Raw genomic sequence first — 14,613 nt, forward strand, 5'->3', positions numbered from 1 at the left:
ACTCGGTTGAAACCGTTCGTTCAGGAGGGGATAGTGCGCGGCTGAAAAGCTATCGAGGAGCGGGATGTGACAATGAAGTCTGGATTGATCGGCGGTGTGGCGCTGTGTGGGTGGCTGATGGCGGGGCAGGTGTTTGCCGATTGCACGCCGGCGCCGGTAATGGGTGACGAGGATTTGTCAGTCTGCAAGGACTGGCCGGCTTACCCGGGACTGACCATCAGCGCCAAAACCCGGTTCACGCCTGCCGCCGCTGGCGCGCTCAGCACCCATGATCTGGACCTGTCGGTGCTGAAAGACGCGCAACCGAAGCCGGTTGCGACTTACCACCAGGCCACTGCTTTCGTGATGGATGGCGCCAGCTTGCGCGAGCTGACACTGGATACGGCGCGCTACAAACTCGCCCCCGACCTTCGCGCATTTGGTCTACGTGCACGACTCACCAATGGTTCTCGCCTCAATCCGATGGATGAAAGCCAGCTCTCGCTTTACGTCAGGGAGGGCGAAAAATTGCGCCCAGTCCTGCGTCAGTTGGTGGTTTATGAGTACGGCGGCGAGTGGGATGACAACTGCGCTGGGGAGCGCTTCGAGATCTCAAGAACTATCGATATCGCTAAAACGAGCTCCCACGGTTACGCAGACTTGATCGTCAAAACCCAGCAAACAGGCACGAAAAGCGAAGGTGAAGGGGACGCGTGTGAAGATAAAACCACCGTCTACAAACCGGTTTTGACAACCTTGCGTTATGACGGAAAGTCTTACGTCCTGCCGCCAGGTTTCAAAGGTCTGTAGCCAGCCTGCCAACAACGATTTTTATCAAGGAAGAACCATGTCTACCCCCACCAGACTCCTTATCGCCCTCGGTTTTCTGGCTGTCACTGCCCAAGCCCAAGCCGCCTGCACCACAAACGCTTTCGACGGCCAATCACTGTCACGCTGCATCGTCTGGCCGGCCTTCCCGAGTCAGGCGATCGCGGTCAAGTCCACCTACCTTGCTGATGCCGGTGGCGACGATGCAGGGGTGTTCGATCTGGATCTGGCGATCGTCAACGCCAGCAATGCCAAACCCGTCGCCACTTACCGTAAACCGGGCGCGTACAACTCCGATGCCGTGCGGTTTGATGATCTGCGTGTCGACACAGGCCGCTACCGACTGGCGCCGGATGTCCGTGCTTTTGGCCTGCGTTCGAAGTTCGTCCACAGTTCCCGCGCCATTCCCTACGAGAAAACCGATCTGGCGCTGTATGTCCGCGAGGGCAATACCTTGCGCCCGGTGCTGGAAGGTTTGGTGATCTACAAGAACAACGGCGAATTCATGAGTGATTGCGAGGGTTACGCCAGGAAGATCCGCAGAACCATCGAGGTCGGTTCATCAAGTCACTACGGTTTCGCCGATCTGATCGTCACCACCAGCGGCACCAAAATGAAAAACACCCAATCGGGAAAACAGTGCGTTTCAAAAAACACCAACCTGAAGAAAACCCGAATCACCCTGACCTACGACGGCCAACAATACGTCGTGCCTGAAGACCTCAGAGGTTACTGAACCGATGCTCACAGGCCTCAATCCGTCAATGAGCCCAGCTGCAGCTAGGGGGCAGACCGCGATATGCCGAATCTGCATGTCGGCATGCGTTTCTACGACGAGTCCTGACCCGACGCGTTGAGCTGATATAGACTGGCCGTCATTTGCGTCGTCATGTGCAGGTGTTCCATGACCCCATCGTTGTTAATGGCCGTACTGGCCTCGGGTTTCATTTATGGCATCACGCCGGGGCCTGGTGTGCTGGCGGTGTTCGGCATCGGCGCGGCGCATGGGCGCAGAGCGGGGGCAGGGTTTCTGTGTGGTCATCTGCTCGGGGATGTGGTTTGGTGCAGCACGGCGTTGATCGCGATTGTTGGCGCCCGGGAAATCGGCAGCACCGCATTTGATGTGCTCGGCGTGCTCAGCGGGGTGTATCTGTTCTGGCTCGGTTGGCGGGCGGTGCGTGCCCAGCGCCGCAACGATGACGAACCGCAAGGCGCGGCGCGCAGGCCGTTCTGGCACGGCATTGTGTTCGGCCTGACCAACCCCAAGGCTTACCCGGTCGCGGTGGCGACATTTACCGCGCTGTTATCCAGCCGCGCCGAATTGCTCAACTGGTCGATGCTGCCGGCGCTGATCGCCTTGAGCTTTCTGGGCGGGTTGTCGGCTTACGCTATCCTCACCGGCGTTGTCGGCGCGCAGCGGGTGCGCGCGCTGTATCAACGGCATGAGCGGCTGATCACCCGTTTGTGTGGCGTGATGTTCATGGGGTTCGCCATCAATGCGCTGGTGCATGCACTGCCAGGGCTGATGCCGAACAGGGCTTGATTTTGTTTGCAGGGATGAGCACTCACAAGGTCAGGGATGGTTGATAAACGCTACATGACTTGGACTCCCACGCTGAACCATGGAAAGCCCAAACTCCGCGCCATTGGCGAGTTTCATCGACCTGTTGCTGGACGCCGTTTGTGCAGTCGATAAGCAAGGCCGCTTCGTTTTTGTCAGCGCGGCCTGCGAGCGGGTTTTCGGCTACACGCCAGACGAGTTGATCGGCCGTCCGATGATCGAACTGGTGCACCCGGCTGATCGTCAGCGCACCCTGGCGGCCGCCAGTCAAATCATGGGCGGTGAGCCCAAGCACAACTTCGAGAACCGCTACATACGCAAGGATGGCAGCGTGGCCCACATCCTCTGGTCGGCGCGCTGGTCGGAGGTCGATCAACTGCGCATTGCCGTGGCCCGTGACATTACCGAGCGCAAACAAGCCGAATCGCGACAAGCGGCGTTGTATGCGATTTCCGAGGCGGCGCATGCGTCGGAGGACTTGTTAGCGCTGTTCAAACGCATCCACCTGATCATCGGCGAGTGGCTGCCGGCACTGAATTTCTCCGTAGCGCTCTACGACGATCAGTGTGCTCAGCTGAATTTCCCCTATCACGTCAACGATCACGAGTTGCAGCCTGAACAACCCGGCACCGTCACCGGACGTCTGTGTGCGCAAGTCATCCGTAGCGGTAAGCCGATTCTTCTGACGCCGGAAAGTCCCGATTCGGCGCCCGATTTCGCCGCGCTGGTGGCGGGGCAGAATTCTTCTTGCTGGCTCGGCGTTCCGTTGAACTCGAAAAACGGCACCATCGGTGCGCTGATCGTCAAAAGCCTGCCGGGCGGCGAACGCTACACCGAGCAAGACAAAGAACTGCTGCAATATGTCTGCGCCCAAGTGGCCACGGCCATTGAGCGTCAGCAGTTACACGCCCGTCTGCGACGCATGGCGCAGTACGATCAACTGACGCAATTGCCCAATCGTGAGTTGCTTCGCGATCGCGTGAAGGCTGCGTTGACCTGCGCCCGCGAACAAAAGGGGCACATGGCGTTGCTGTATGTCGATCTGGATCGTTTCAAGCAGGTCAACGACACTTTCGGGCATGCCGTGGGCGACATGCTGCTGCAAACCGTGGCCAGTCGCCTCAAGGGTTGCGTGCGCGAGACTGACACGGTGGCGCGCATTGGCGGTGACGAATTCGTTGTGCTGCTGCACAGCGTTCAAGCAACGGAAGATGCCGACAGCGTGGCGCAAAAGCTGCGACAAGTGCTGGTACAACCCATGCGCCTGGATGGCCACAACTTGCAAATTGAACCGAGTATCGGCGTCGCCCGCTACCCCGAGCACGGCCGCGAGGAACAGCAACTGTTCCGCCATGCCGATCAAGCAATGTATGCCGCCAAAAGGCTGAATCATCGGGCGCTGGATATCTGAACGGGGGGCACCGTTCGTCGTGGTAACTGCAACTTTTCTAAACCTTTGTCGGCCAGGAAATTCTCAATCAATGCAGGGCATCTGCTCGCCGCGCTCATTATCAAGAGCGAGAGAAACCTGCCGGATACAAGTCATTCGAACTGGGCAAACTTCGCCAACGACCGAACGAAGGCTTCTGAAACGGGTCGCAAGGGTGGGGAAATCACCACAACGACTGTCGAAAACCGAAAGGAGTCAAGCCCGTTCAGACATCGACGTCGTCGGTGAAGGTGATTTTGATTGAGCGGCGGGGGCCTGAGCTTCCGCTTGAATTTACAGAGAAGGAGGGCGCGACCATGAGCCGGATGGCCACCCGTATACGCACTTTCAGTTTTGTCACCGCACTGGGCCTGTTTGCCAGCAGTGCTTTCGCCCAGTCGCCCGCCGAATTCATCAACGATGCGTCCGCCAAGGGCATGGCCGACATCGAGGCCAGCCGTATGGCGCATCAGAAGACCGAATCCAAAGAGGTCAAGGATTACACCATCGTGGTCATCAACGACCGCACCACGGCCAACCAGCACTTGGCGAAGATTGCCAAAAAGCTCGATCTTCCCGTCGCGCCCCGTGAAGAAATGGCCGACAAGGCCAAGCAACTGATACCGCAAGTGAAAGACGGCGCGACCTTCGACCAGGCCTACGCCGCCAGTCAGGTGAAAGCCACCGAAGAAGCCATTGAGCAGATCCAGCAGCAAGCGCAGACCACCGACGTGCCGGAGATCAAAGCCTTCGCCGATGAGACGTTGCCCAAACTGCAAAATCACCTGCAAATGGCCCGAGCGCTGCAAGCCAGCCGCTAAGGGCAGACCTCAAATAAAAACGGCGCTTTGGCGCCGTTTTTGATTATCAGCAGTCATTCAAGGTTGAACACTGCTCCCTCGCCCAGCTTGCGGAAGTGTTCGCACAACGCCTCCAGTTGCTTCGAATTCGGTGCTTCCAAGCCGAACATGGCTTCTGCTAACTAACAGTAATCCATCAATCTTCAAATGCAGAATGTCGGTGTCGCGGTTCTGCGTGTTCTGGATCAGGAGAACCATCAGGAAGGTGATGATGGTGGTCGAGGTATTGATGATCAGTTGCCAAGTGTCGCAGTAATGAAAAATCGGCCCGCTCAAACCCCACAACCCGATCAAGATCAACGCCACCATAAAAATCTTCGGGATTCCGGCTAGAGTACGAATTTTTGCGAGATTTTTGCGAATTTCATAGCTGTGGTCATTATGGGTGGGTGGGCGTTTGAAATCCTGACACTTATGGATTGCCGAAAATTTTACTTAGAACTGTCTGCCATCAATGAAGGTATGTGAAATCCATCGACGATGGCTTCTCCGTTTAGTGGGCGAACTTCCATTGTGCAGGTTTGTGTCTAGTATCAAGTGGTAGTCAAATTGCCAGCAGCTCATTACACGGATCGACATCACGCAAGAGGCCACTCATGGAATTCTTCGAAAAGCTAGCCAGCTTAGCCGCTAAAGTCCGATTGCAGAGCGCTGCAATCCATACGGAAGAAGCGACGAAAAATGCGTTCGTCATGCCATTCATCAGTACGGTCTTGGGATATGACGTCTTTGACCCGACGGAGGTAACGCCCGAATTTGTCTGTGACGTGGGTACGAAGAAGGGCGAGAAAATAGATTACGCCGTCATGAAAGACGGCGAAGTACAGATACTCATCGAGTGCAAGAAAATTGGTGAGTCACTGCATATCAATCATGCATCTCAGCTCTTTCGGTATTTTCACGTCACTAGCGCTCGTATATCAATCCTAACTAACGGACAGGTCTACAAGTTTTTCACCGACTTGGACGCCCCGAACAAGATGGATGAAAAGCCATTTTTGGAACTGGATCTCTTGGATATAGACGAGTATTCAGTTCCCGAACTGATCAAATTGACAAAATCGGCATTTGATGTTGATTCCATCATAAGTGCGGCTGGCGAATTGAAGTATGTCAGTCAAATAAAGAAGGTTATTGCGGCTCAGGTCAGCAAACCGGATGATGATTTCGTGAAGGTTTTCGCCTCTCGTGTTTATGACGGTGTGATCACGCAAAAAGTACGTGAGCAATTTCAAGAACTGACAAGAAAAGCCGTTGTGCAGTTTTTAAATGACCAGATCAATGACCGGCTCAAATCTGCAATGAGTGGAGCTATTCAACCTGCGTTAGCGTCTTTGCCTTCAGCTTCTGTCGGGACTGATCCAGTAGATCCGCGTGACGAATCAGACGACAAAATTTTAACAACGCTGGAAGAATTAGAGGGATATCACATCGTTCGAGCGCTGGTACGGTCGGTGGTCGATGCCAAGCGAATCGTTCAGCGAGACACGCAGAGTTACTTTGGGATTTTGCTGGATGACAACAATCGCAAACCCATCTGTCGATTGCATTTCAATCGGTCGCAGAAGTACATAGGTATTTTTGATGAAGAAAAAAACGAAACACGTCATCCGATCAGCTCAGTCGATGACATCTATGAGTATTCAGATCATTTGAAAAAAACAGTTGGATACTACGACTAATCGATAAATCGGCCTTAAAGGCCGATTTTCAATTTTCTACGATTTATTGACGTGACCCATCGCTTCACGATACTGACGGATCAGCATGAAACTCAACTTACATTTGGCGATGCGAAGTGCCGTCGTGTAAGTCCGAAAGGTCAAGGTCGGGTTCGGTTGGTATGAGCATTAGGCGCGGTTCTGAAAGTTTGTCGTCGCGCGCGACGGTCATGCGATAAATGACGTAGCTGTACTAGCAATCACGTTAGGGATCTTCTATCGAGCAGTTGGCGGTGAACTGACACCCTTTGCAATGTAGCTCTGGAACCGGCTGTATAGCAGCCTGTATCGTGGCGAAACTGTTGAAAGTCCCAAAAGGAAAACACAATGAGTTGGTCCGCCAAACAATACGTCGCTTTTGAAGATGAACGTACCCGCCCGGCCCGCGATCTGCTGGCGGCGATTCCCACGGCGCAGGCCCGGTCAGTGGTGGATATCGGTTGCGGTCCCGGCAACTCGACGGAGCTTTTGGTGCAGCGTTTTCCAGGGGCAAAAATCAGCGGGCTCGACAGTTCACCGGACATGATCGACGCAGCGCGCAAGCGCTTGCCACAGTTGCAATTCGACGTGACCGAGATTGATCAATGGGCCGATGCGGGTCCGTTTGATGTGATCTTCGCCAACGCGGTGTTGCAGTGGGTACCGGATCACGCCAGTTTGCTGCCGGCGCTGGCAAGCAAACTCTCGTCGGGCGGCAGTCTGGCGATTCAAATGCCCGACAACCTCAATGAGCCTTCCCATCGACTGATGCGCGAAGTCGCCGCCAACGGCCCATGGGCCAGCAAACTCGCCGGCGCCGCCGGTCAGCGAACCGATATGGCAAGTGCCGGTGATTATTTCTCGATGTTGCGACCGCATTGTGCCCGGGTCGATGTGTGGCGCACGACGTATCACCATCAGTTGTCAGGCGGGGCAGCGGGGGTGGTGGAGTGGTTCAAGGGCAGCGGGTTGATTCCGTTTCTGGACCCGCTGACCGAGGCGCAGCGCACGCAGTATCTGGAGCAGTATCTGGCAGAAGTCGCGAAGGCTTACCCTGCGCTGGCGGATGGCTCGGTGCTGTTGCCGTTTCCGCGGTTGTTTATTGTGGCGACTCGGCAATAACCCTGGGAGGCGCTCAGAGCGTTCGGCGGACGCCTGATCCATTCGCAATGTTACCCTTGAGTTTGTGTGGGAAGGCGGTACTGTCCGCACCCATGGTGCGGGTCTAGCGACGTGTTCAAGAAATGTCGCGGCTTTCGGTGTCTGTACAAGGAAGGGTAAACATAGTGATCTGGTTTCTAGAAGGGCAGTCCAGTCAACGGGACATCATTCTCGGTGCGCGCGAGGCGCTGCCGGCCGACGTAAAGGTTTATGCCTCGCATCGACAGGAGCGTCCTGAAATCACCTCGCTTGCCGACGTCAGTTTCACCGAGCCTGCGGACAATCAAGAGCGTATCGATTGGGTCATTTCCACCGCGCTGGCTCATGAAATCAAAGTCGTCCTGGCAGGTCGAGTGGGTCGGGAGTTCGAGCACGATCGGGAGCGTTTCGAGCGTGCTGGCCTCGTACTGGTCACCGGTGCGCTTTCTTTGAATACATTTGATCTGGTCGATGACAAAAGCCAGTTCACGGCAGAAGCGGAACGCGTGGGCCTGGCCTGCGTGCCAGCGATCACCGCCGCCAATGCCGAAGAAATGCTCGCGGCCTTTCAGGCGCTCGGCGCCTTGGGCGAAGTCTGCGTCAAACCGGCTGTGGGTATTTATGGCCAAGGCTTCTGGCGGTTCAAGGCAAGCGCCGACCCTTTCCGCTGCTTCGCCAACCCGGATGCGCGTGAGGTCAACTTCGACCTCTATATGCACGCCTACCACTCGGCGGTTACGCCGCCGCCACCGATGCTCGTGATGCCCTACATGCCCGGAAACGAATGTTCGGTTGATATGGTGTGCGAAGCCGGTCGCCCCATTGCTTTCGTTGGTCGTCGCAAAAAAGGGCTGCACCAGGTTTTTGAACGTGAAGGCGCCGCCGTAGAGCTCGCCCTCCGGGCCGCCGAGCACTTCAAATGTGATGGCATTGTCAATGTCCAGACTCGCGACAACTCAGACGGTAAACCACACCTGCTGGAGATAAACGCTCGTTATTCGGGAGGCATCGGTTACACCCGGGCGGCCGGTTTGAACCTCCCCGGCATATTCGCCACTCGCCGACTGGGTTTGCCAGAGCCGCCGGGTGTTTGGCAGTCGAACGTGCGTGTAAAAGGTATCAGCGTTGCTGCGGTAACACTCCCCTGATATTAAATAGACATATGAAGTCTGGTACTATTTGCGCGTTTGTGTGGTTCGACAGCGACCCACGCAGGAAGCAAAACAAGGAGTTTTCAAGGAATGATGGTGCTCGCGCCTGGCGCAAACACCGCAGTATCAAGCGCCCGGAGTGAATGGACTCTGGAGTGCGGAAACTCTTCGGCTTTTGGGGAGTATGCCGCTGTTGCCATATTGCCGGTTGATGACAAACGCCGCCCGAAAGGTGATGCCGCCCTTTTTCAAACGCCACGCGCGTGGATGGAATGGGTAGGTGATCAGCAAAAAGTCGGCTGCAAGCTCAACCTGGATGAACTCCCGGCGGGCAGCGATCGCGTGCTTCTTGTGGTTTACACGTTTTCAGCCATCGGCCCGATCAGTGAGCTGAGAAATCTGCACCTGCAGGTGGATGGCCAGATCGAGCATTCCCTGGATGTTCGTGAAAACGGCGAGTCCGCCATCATCATCGGCGAGTTTTACAGCCGCAATCAGCAATGGAAATTTCGCGCGTTGGCCGAGGGTTCTGCCTACGGTCTGGCGGCGCTCGGCCGTCGCATCGGTCTCGAGATCGACGAAGCGCATCCCAAGGGACGCCCAAACGCGCCAGGGGCTGGCCGATCCGCGAGCAGCGCCACCGGTACAGCATTCGCCGTCTCGGCCACCCATGTCATGACCTGTGCCCACGTTATTGAAGGCATGCGTGAGATTCACATCGCCTCGTTTGACGGGCGCTATCGTGTTGACCCCGTGGTCATCGATCGGCGTAACGATATCGCCTTGCTGCGGGTGATCGATTCCCCCGCGTTGAAGCCTGTGGCCTTCAAGTCCGGATTCGGTTGCGATCTGGGTGAAGACATTGTCGCGTTGGGTTTTCCACTGGCCGGTTTTGCCGGTGGCGGCGTTCACGTCACTCAAGGTGGGGTGTCGGCGCTGTTCGGTTTGCACAACGACGCCAGTCTTTTGCAGTTCACTGCTGCCATCCAGCCTGGGTCCAGCGGCAGCCCGCTGTTTGATTTTTCGGGAGCCGTGGTCGGTCTCGTCACCTCATCGGTACCCGATGCGCAGAACATGAATTTTGCGGTGAAAGCATCGCTGCTGATTTCTTTCCTTGATGCCTGTCGTGTTGATGGCAAAAAAAATGCATCTGGCCAGACGTTCACCGCTGCGCAGTTAGCTCGCGAAGCTCAAACATCAATGTGGCGGGTGGAAGCGACCAATCTCTGATTCATCTTTGAATTGAAACCCACGGAAGAGGCGCTGGATCGTAATCCTACGCCAAGGCAGGAATTTGTTAATGGAACCTCGTACAGCAACGAAAGCGCTGAGCGCACAACTGATGCGTGGACGTCTTGACGTCAAGGTTGATGATGCTGTCATTGCCCCCGACTCATTGTTCGGCTTCGCCGAGCGTCGTAATCCGAAGCGGGCATTCCTGTTCGTGTCTAAAGTGCTCGGACGACATATTCCGGTGCGTCCCTCGGTGATGGCCGCCAGTTTTGAAAGCCTGGCCGCAGAAATACCGGCGGATTTGCCGGGGCCTGTCCTGGTCATCGGCATGGCCGAAACCGCCGTCGGCCTCGGTGCCGGCGTGCATCGGGCATATAGCGCCACTCGCCCCGATGCGGTGTATATGGTCAGCACCCGTCATCCCACGGGAACCGAGTTGTTTACCCGCTTTGAAGAAGAACACAGCCATGCCAGTGCGCATCTGATTCACTTGCCAGTCGATCCGCAAGTGCGTGAGCAGATGCTCAATGCCCGTTCGCTGGTGCTGGTTGATGACGAGGCCTCGACGGGCAAGACGTTCATCAATCTGCACCGTGCTCTGGTCTATGCCGGTCTGAATAAAGTCGAACAAGTCGTGACCTGTGTGCTGACGGATTGGTCCGGCGGCGCAGTGCGTGATGCGCTGGGTGATTGCGTGCATCAAGTGTCCCTGTTGCAGGGCTCTTACCAATTCATTGAAGATCCCGATGCGCCATTGCCCGATATGCCTGCGGTGGGCACTATTGCCGCCGGTGACTGGCCGGTGAATTCGGATAATGACTGGGGACGCTTGGGCGTGCGCTCTGTTGGCGACTCGTTGGCCCCAGACCTTCACGTACAACCCGGCGAGCGGATTCTGGTCGTGGGCACCAGTGAGTTTGTCTGGCGTCCGTTCCTGCTCGCCGAACGTCTGGAGCGCGCGGGCGCGGATGTGCATTTCAGTTCGACCAGCCGCTCGCCGATTGCACTGGGCCATGTGATCGAGCACGCCTTATCGTTCGCTGATAACTACGGCCTGGGCATTCCCAACTTCCTCTACAACGTGCGCCCGGGTCAATTCGATCGGGTGCTGATCTGTTCGGAAACCCCCGCGCAGGCGGTCTCTGCCGAGTTGCTGCAGACTTTGAACGCGCAGGTGATCGTCGATGACAATTAATCGCCCCTTGGCGTTGGTTGATCTCGACGACACGTTGTTTCAAACCGCGCGCAAGATGAAAGAAGGCACACCACGCCACACGGCGACACTTGATATACACGGCCAGCCCAACGGCTACATGAGCCCTGTGCAGAAGTCGATGGCCGAATGGCTGCTGGCAACGACCGATGTGGTAGCGGTAACGGCGCGCAGCGTAGAAGCGTTCACGCGGGTCAAGCTGCCATTTCAACACGGCGCCATCTGCTCCCATGGTGGTGTGATCCTGGGACCGGACGGCACACTCGATCAGGCCTGGCAGGACCGCATGAGCGATATCCTAGCGGCCTACCAAAGCCGCCTGCCGGAGCTTAGTGAGGCGACGCTCGCCATTGGCCGGCAGTTGGGCATTTCCTTGCGCGGTTGGGTAGTTGAAGAGCAGGGGTTGCGCCACTACGTGGTGACCAAGCACAACGAATCCAGTGACGAGGTGCTGAGCGCGGTGCTGGCTGAGGTTCAGGCTCAGGGATTGCTGGATGGCATGCATATTCACGCCAATAGCAACAACCTGGCGTTCCTGCCGCAGGGCTTGTCCAAGCAGGCAGCGGTTCAGGAGTGGTTGCGCCGTGATCGCGAAATCAACGGTGAACGCCCTGTGCTGGGCTTTGGCGACAGCATCACCGATCTGGCCTTCATGGAGGAGTGCCACCTGTGGGCGACTCCGACGCGCAGCCAATTGGCCAAGCGGGCAGGGGCTTCGATCCATGAATGAAACCATCACCGACCTGGTAACGGTGGGTAGCGGGAGCTATGCGTCGGATGACGTGCATTTCCTGTTGCAGGCCGTGCAGATGGACGTGACGGACGTCGAGGAAAAAGAGCGACTGATTCAAACGAAGCAGAAGCACTATTCTGAAATGATCAGTCAGGAAAGCGCCCCAAGTGAAACTCACAAGGCACTGTACGAGCGTGTTCTGGCGCAAAACGGTGCGCGCATGGCCACGGATGTTCAAGCACTGGCGCTAGGTTTGAATGAGGCGTGTACCGGCACGTCTATCGTGCTGGTGTCGTTCGTACGCGCCGGCCTCCCGCTGGGTGTGCTTTTGCGTCGTGCGTTGATCGAGATGGGGCGCGAAGCCTTCCATTACGGCATCAGCATCGTCCGTGATCGCGGCATCGACACGGTTGCCCTGGAGGCCATCATTCAGACTCACGGGGCCGAGAACATCGTCTTCGTCGATGGCTGGACCGGTAAGGGCGCGATCAGTGGCGAAATTCAGCGCAGCCTGGGCGCTGATGCACGCTTCCCGAAATCCCCGCGACTTGTCGTGCTGGCCGATCCTTGCGGCCGAGCATGGATGGCGGCGTCCGCTGAGGATTGGGTCATCCCCTCGGGGATTCTGGGAGCCACAGTCTCCGGTCTCGTTTCACGTTCGATCTGGCCTGTAAACGGCGGGCTGCACGGCTGCGTGGTCTATGACCACCTGCAGGAGCACGATGTGACACAGGTATTCATCGAGCAGATCGAAGCCCAGCGCAAAGTCTTGGGCATCGTTCCCAAAGCCCTGCCGTGGAGCGACGAACAGCGTCTCGAACTCCAGGGCGCGGCCACCCACGTCGTCGAATCGCTGGCGGCACGTTTTGAGGTGACCAATCTCAATCGGGTCAAGCCGGGCATCGCCGAGGCGACACGCGCCGTGTTGCGTCGTGTCCCGCACCATGTGTTGATCCGCGACCGTAGCGACAGCGATGTGCAATTGCTGATGCACCTGACAGAAGCTGCCGGCGTTCCAGTCGAGGAAGTCGGTGCGCAGTTGGGGCCTTACCGGGCAGTGACGATCATTCGGAGTCTGGGCTGATGAAGACCCTCTCGCCCTATGCCCTCGGTGCCACGCTTTACATGCCCGCCACCCGGCCGGATCTGCTTGATGTGGTGTTCCGAAGCAAATTGCCGGAACTTCGCTCCCTGGTGGTTTGCCTCGAGGACGCGATTGCAGATATTGATATCGAAACGGCGCTGGCCAATCTGCATGGCTTGCTGACGGTTATTGATCAGCGTGGCGGTCGTCCCGAGGGCGGCCCGTTGTTGTTTGTTCGTCCGCGTGACTCGCAGATGGCTGCGGTACTCAACGACTGGCCGCTGATGTCGCATGTCGATGGATTCGTCATCCCGAAACTGACGCTGGCCAATCTGGGCGCCTGGGAGCAGGCCGTGACTAATCCCGCGCTGTTCCTGATGCCGACGCTGGAAACCACGGATGTCTTCAATCCTGTCGCCATGGTTGAACTGGGGCAGGCGCTCAAGGCCAGCCTCGACCAGCGAATCATCGCCTTGCGCATCGGTGGAAACGACTTGATGGGCAGCCTAGGCCTGCGTCGCAATCCGAGCACCACGCTCTACAGCACGCCGATGGGATACGTGATTGCGATGTTGGCAGGGGTGATGGGGTCGCAAGGTTTTGCGTTGACGGCACCGGTGTTCGAACAACTGGCGTCGCCGCAGTTGCTCAAGGAAGAACTGGAATTCGATATCGCCCATGGTCTGGTCGGCAAGACCGCCATTCATCCCAGTCAGATCGAAATCATTCAGGACACCTTGCGCGTCAGCCTCGAGGATTTCAACAGCGCCAAACTGATCGTCAGCGACGTAGCACCGGCGGTATTCAGACATAACGACGCCATGTGTGAGCCCGCGACCCATTACAAATGGGCGATCCGGATTCTTGAGCGCGCGCGGTGGCACGGTATCCGTCATGCGGAAACCGGTGCCGGCGAAACATCGATTCGTCTGGCTGAGGCCGCAGGATGAAAGAGCAGATCGACAATGCAACCGCGCTGCAGCGGCCAGTCCTTGCGGTGTTCGACTTCGACGGCACGTTGACCCGGCACGACAGTTTCGTACCGTTTCTGAAGTTTGCATTCGGAGTGCGGGAGTTCAATCGGCGCCTGCTCCGTCTGGCGCTACCCAGCCTGCGATTTGTCGTGCGGCGCATGAGCCGTGACGAACTCAAGGCGCAGTTGATTCGCACGTTTCTGACCGGTGTGAAGCTTGAGTGGCTGCAACAGCAAGCCGCGAGTTATTGCACGCGGGTCTGGCCGCGATTGATGCGCCCTTCGGGTTTGCTGGCGATTGAGGCCGAGATCAAATCCGGCGCGGTGGTGACGCTCTGTTCAGCTTCACCGGCGCTGGTACTGCAGCCTTTCGCCGAGCGTCTTGGCGTCAGTTTGATCGGCACCGAGCTGGAAGTGGTGGACGGCGTATTGACCGGGCACATCACCGGCAACAACTGCAGATGCGAGAACAAAGTCCAGAGGCTTGAGGCTGTCTACGGCGTTTTGCAGCAATTCCGGATCAAAGCCTGGGGCGATACCCGAGGTGATCATGAGTTGCTCGCCGCAGCCGAAGAACCGCACTGGCGGCATTTTCATCCGGCATGGCGTCGTGGACGTCTGCGGGTCGCCAATGGAATAAATCCGGGCGTGCGCGGTGCGCAGGCCGACCTGCATGTGGCGCGCACATCCGATCGCCACATGAACAACGATGACCAACAAGGAGCGTAA

The 14,613-nt window shown here is 57.2% G+C and carries 14 protein-coding genes and 1 pseudogene; 14 read left to right on the plus strand and 1 reads right to left on the minus strand.

Annotated features, from left to right (window positions below; all coding sequences use genetic code 11):
- Window positions 1-72 precede the first annotated feature (72 nt).
- From AACY50_RS16155 to AACY50_RS16175, 5 genes are all read left to right on the plus strand, one after another.
- Complete coding sequence (locus AACY50_RS16155; protein WP_339465989.1) at window positions 73-789, plus strand: hypothetical protein; 717 nt, start codon at window positions 73-75, stop codon at window positions 787-789.
- 37 nt (window positions 790-826) lie between these two features.
- Window positions 827-1,543: a hypothetical protein gene (locus AACY50_RS16160; protein ID WP_339493669.1), complete on the plus strand. Its 717-nt coding sequence runs from the start codon at window positions 827-829 to the stop codon at window positions 1,541-1,543.
- Between the two features lie 168 nt (window positions 1,544-1,711).
- Window positions 1,712-2,350 (plus strand): LysE family translocator, encoded by a 639-nt coding sequence (locus AACY50_RS16165; protein ID WP_339430703.1) that lies wholly within the window; start codon window positions 1,712-1,714, stop codon window positions 2,348-2,350.
- A 79-nt stretch (window positions 2,351-2,429) separates the two neighbouring features.
- Window positions 2,430-3,779: a sensor domain-containing protein gene (locus AACY50_RS16170; RefSeq protein ID WP_339493668.1), complete on the plus strand. Its 1,350-nt coding sequence runs from the start codon at window positions 2,430-2,432 to the stop codon at window positions 3,777-3,779.
- A 335-nt stretch (window positions 3,780-4,114) separates the two neighbouring features.
- Window positions 4,115-4,618, plus strand: coding sequence for a DUF4142 domain-containing protein (locus tag AACY50_RS16175; RefSeq protein ID WP_339465991.1), 504 nt, complete (start codon window positions 4,115-4,117; stop codon window positions 4,616-4,618).
- A 53-nt stretch (window positions 4,619-4,671) separates the two neighbouring features.
- Here the strand turns inward: AACY50_RS16175 and AACY50_RS16180 are convergent.
- Window positions 4,672-5,025 (minus strand): annotated as a pseudogene (locus tag AACY50_RS16180) (low affinity iron permease family protein).
- Window positions 5,026-5,253: 228 nt separating this feature from the next.
- Here AACY50_RS16180 and AACY50_RS16185 point away from each other — a divergent pair.
- The 9 genes from AACY50_RS16185 (at window position 5,254) to AACY50_RS16225 (ending at window position 14,613) form a co-directional block, all read left to right on the plus strand.
- Entirely contained in the window at window positions 5,254-6,339 is a 1,086-nt protein-coding gene (locus AACY50_RS16185) for a type I restriction endonuclease (protein ID WP_339430706.1), read from the plus strand.
- A 366-nt stretch (window positions 6,340-6,705) separates the two neighbouring features.
- On the plus strand, window positions 6,706-7,479 hold the full coding sequence (gene tam / locus AACY50_RS16190) for a trans-aconitate 2-methyltransferase (RefSeq protein ID WP_339430707.1): 774 nt from the start codon (window positions 6,706-6,708) through the stop codon (window positions 7,477-7,479).
- Window positions 7,480-7,643: 164 nt separating this feature from the next.
- Window positions 7,644-8,645: an ATP-grasp domain-containing protein gene (locus tag AACY50_RS16195; protein ID WP_339430768.1), complete on the plus strand. Its 1,002-nt coding sequence runs from the start codon at window positions 7,644-7,646 to the stop codon at window positions 8,643-8,645.
- A 93-nt stretch (window positions 8,646-8,738) separates the two neighbouring features.
- Window positions 8,739-9,878: a trypsin-like peptidase domain-containing protein gene (locus AACY50_RS16200; protein ID WP_339430708.1), complete on the plus strand. Its 1,140-nt coding sequence runs from the start codon at window positions 8,739-8,741 to the stop codon at window positions 9,876-9,878.
- A 70-nt stretch (window positions 9,879-9,948) separates the two neighbouring features.
- Window positions 9,949-11,076 carry a phosphoribosyltransferase domain-containing protein gene (locus tag AACY50_RS16205; RefSeq protein WP_339538841.1) on the plus strand — a complete coding sequence of 376 codons (1,128 nt, stop codon included), beginning with the start codon at window positions 9,949-9,951 and terminating at the stop codon, window positions 11,074-11,076.
- Entirely contained in the window at window positions 11,066-11,824 is a 759-nt protein-coding gene (locus tag AACY50_RS16210) for a trehalose phosphatase (protein ID WP_339430710.1), read from the plus strand. Before AACY50_RS16205 ends, AACY50_RS16210 begins: the two co-directional genes overlap by 11 nt.
- Complete coding sequence (locus AACY50_RS16215; RefSeq protein ID WP_339465995.1) at window positions 11,817-12,911, plus strand: cysteine protease StiP family protein; 1,095 nt, start codon at window positions 11,817-11,819, stop codon at window positions 12,909-12,911. The genes AACY50_RS16210 and AACY50_RS16215 overlap by 8 nt, the downstream gene beginning before the upstream one ends.
- A complete protein-coding gene (locus AACY50_RS16220; RefSeq protein WP_339465996.1) occupies window positions 12,911-13,861 on the plus strand; it encodes an HpcH/HpaI aldolase/citrate lyase family protein in 951 nt (316 codons plus the stop codon). The genes AACY50_RS16215 and AACY50_RS16220 overlap by 1 nt, the downstream gene beginning before the upstream one ends.
- Complete coding sequence (locus AACY50_RS16225) at window positions 13,858-14,613, plus strand: HAD family hydrolase (protein WP_339465998.1); 756 nt, start codon at window positions 13,858-13,860, stop codon at window positions 14,611-14,613. Before AACY50_RS16220 ends, AACY50_RS16225 begins: the two co-directional genes overlap by 4 nt.

The sequence above is a fragment of the Pseudomonas sp. RA_15y_Pfl2_54 genome, assembly GCF_963971015.1.
Lineage (GTDB): Bacteria > Pseudomonadota > Gammaproteobacteria > Pseudomonadales > Pseudomonadaceae > Aquipseudomonas > Aquipseudomonas baetica_A.

Bases quoted from the DNA above. Each gene is read 5' to 3' on its own strand.
- AACY50_RS16155 (WP_339465989.1), top strand. From the start codon at position 73: ATGAAGTCTGGATTGATCGGCGGTGTGGCGCTGTGTGGGTGGCTGATG.
- AACY50_RS16175 (WP_339465991.1), top strand. From the start codon at position 4,115: ATGAGCCGGATGGCCACCCGTATACGCACTTTCAGTTTTGTCACCGCA.
- AACY50_RS16210 (WP_339430710.1), top strand. From the start codon at position 11,066: ATGACAATTAATCGCCCCTTGGCGTTGGTTGATCTCGACGACACGTTG.
- tam (WP_339430707.1), top strand. From the start codon at position 6,706: ATGAGTTGGTCCGCCAAACAATACGTCGCTTTTGAAGATGAACGTACC.
- AACY50_RS16165 (WP_339430703.1), top strand. From the start codon at position 1,712: ATGACCCCATCGTTGTTAATGGCCGTACTGGCCTCGGGTTTCATTTAT.
- AACY50_RS16225 (WP_339465998.1), top strand. From the start codon at position 13,858: ATGAAAGAGCAGATCGACAATGCAACCGCGCTGCAGCGGCCAGTCCTT.
- AACY50_RS16160 (WP_339493669.1), top strand. From the start codon at position 827: ATGTCTACCCCCACCAGACTCCTTATCGCCCTCGGTTTTCTGGCTGTC.
- AACY50_RS16205 (WP_339538841.1), top strand. From the start codon at position 9,949: ATGGAACCTCGTACAGCAACGAAAGCGCTGAGCGCACAACTGATGCGT.
- AACY50_RS16215 (WP_339465995.1), top strand. From the start codon at position 11,817: ATGAATGAAACCATCACCGACCTGGTAACGGTGGGTAGCGGGAGCTAT.
- AACY50_RS16200 (WP_339430708.1), top strand. From the start codon at position 8,739: ATGATGGTGCTCGCGCCTGGCGCAAACACCGCAGTATCAAGCGCCCGG.
- AACY50_RS16185 (WP_339430706.1), top strand. From the start codon at position 5,254: ATGGAATTCTTCGAAAAGCTAGCCAGCTTAGCCGCTAAAGTCCGATTG.
- AACY50_RS16170 (WP_339493668.1), top strand. From the start codon at position 2,430: ATGGAAAGCCCAAACTCCGCGCCATTGGCGAGTTTCATCGACCTGTTG.
- AACY50_RS16220 (WP_339465996.1), top strand. From the start codon at position 12,911: ATGAAGACCCTCTCGCCCTATGCCCTCGGTGCCACGCTTTACATGCCC.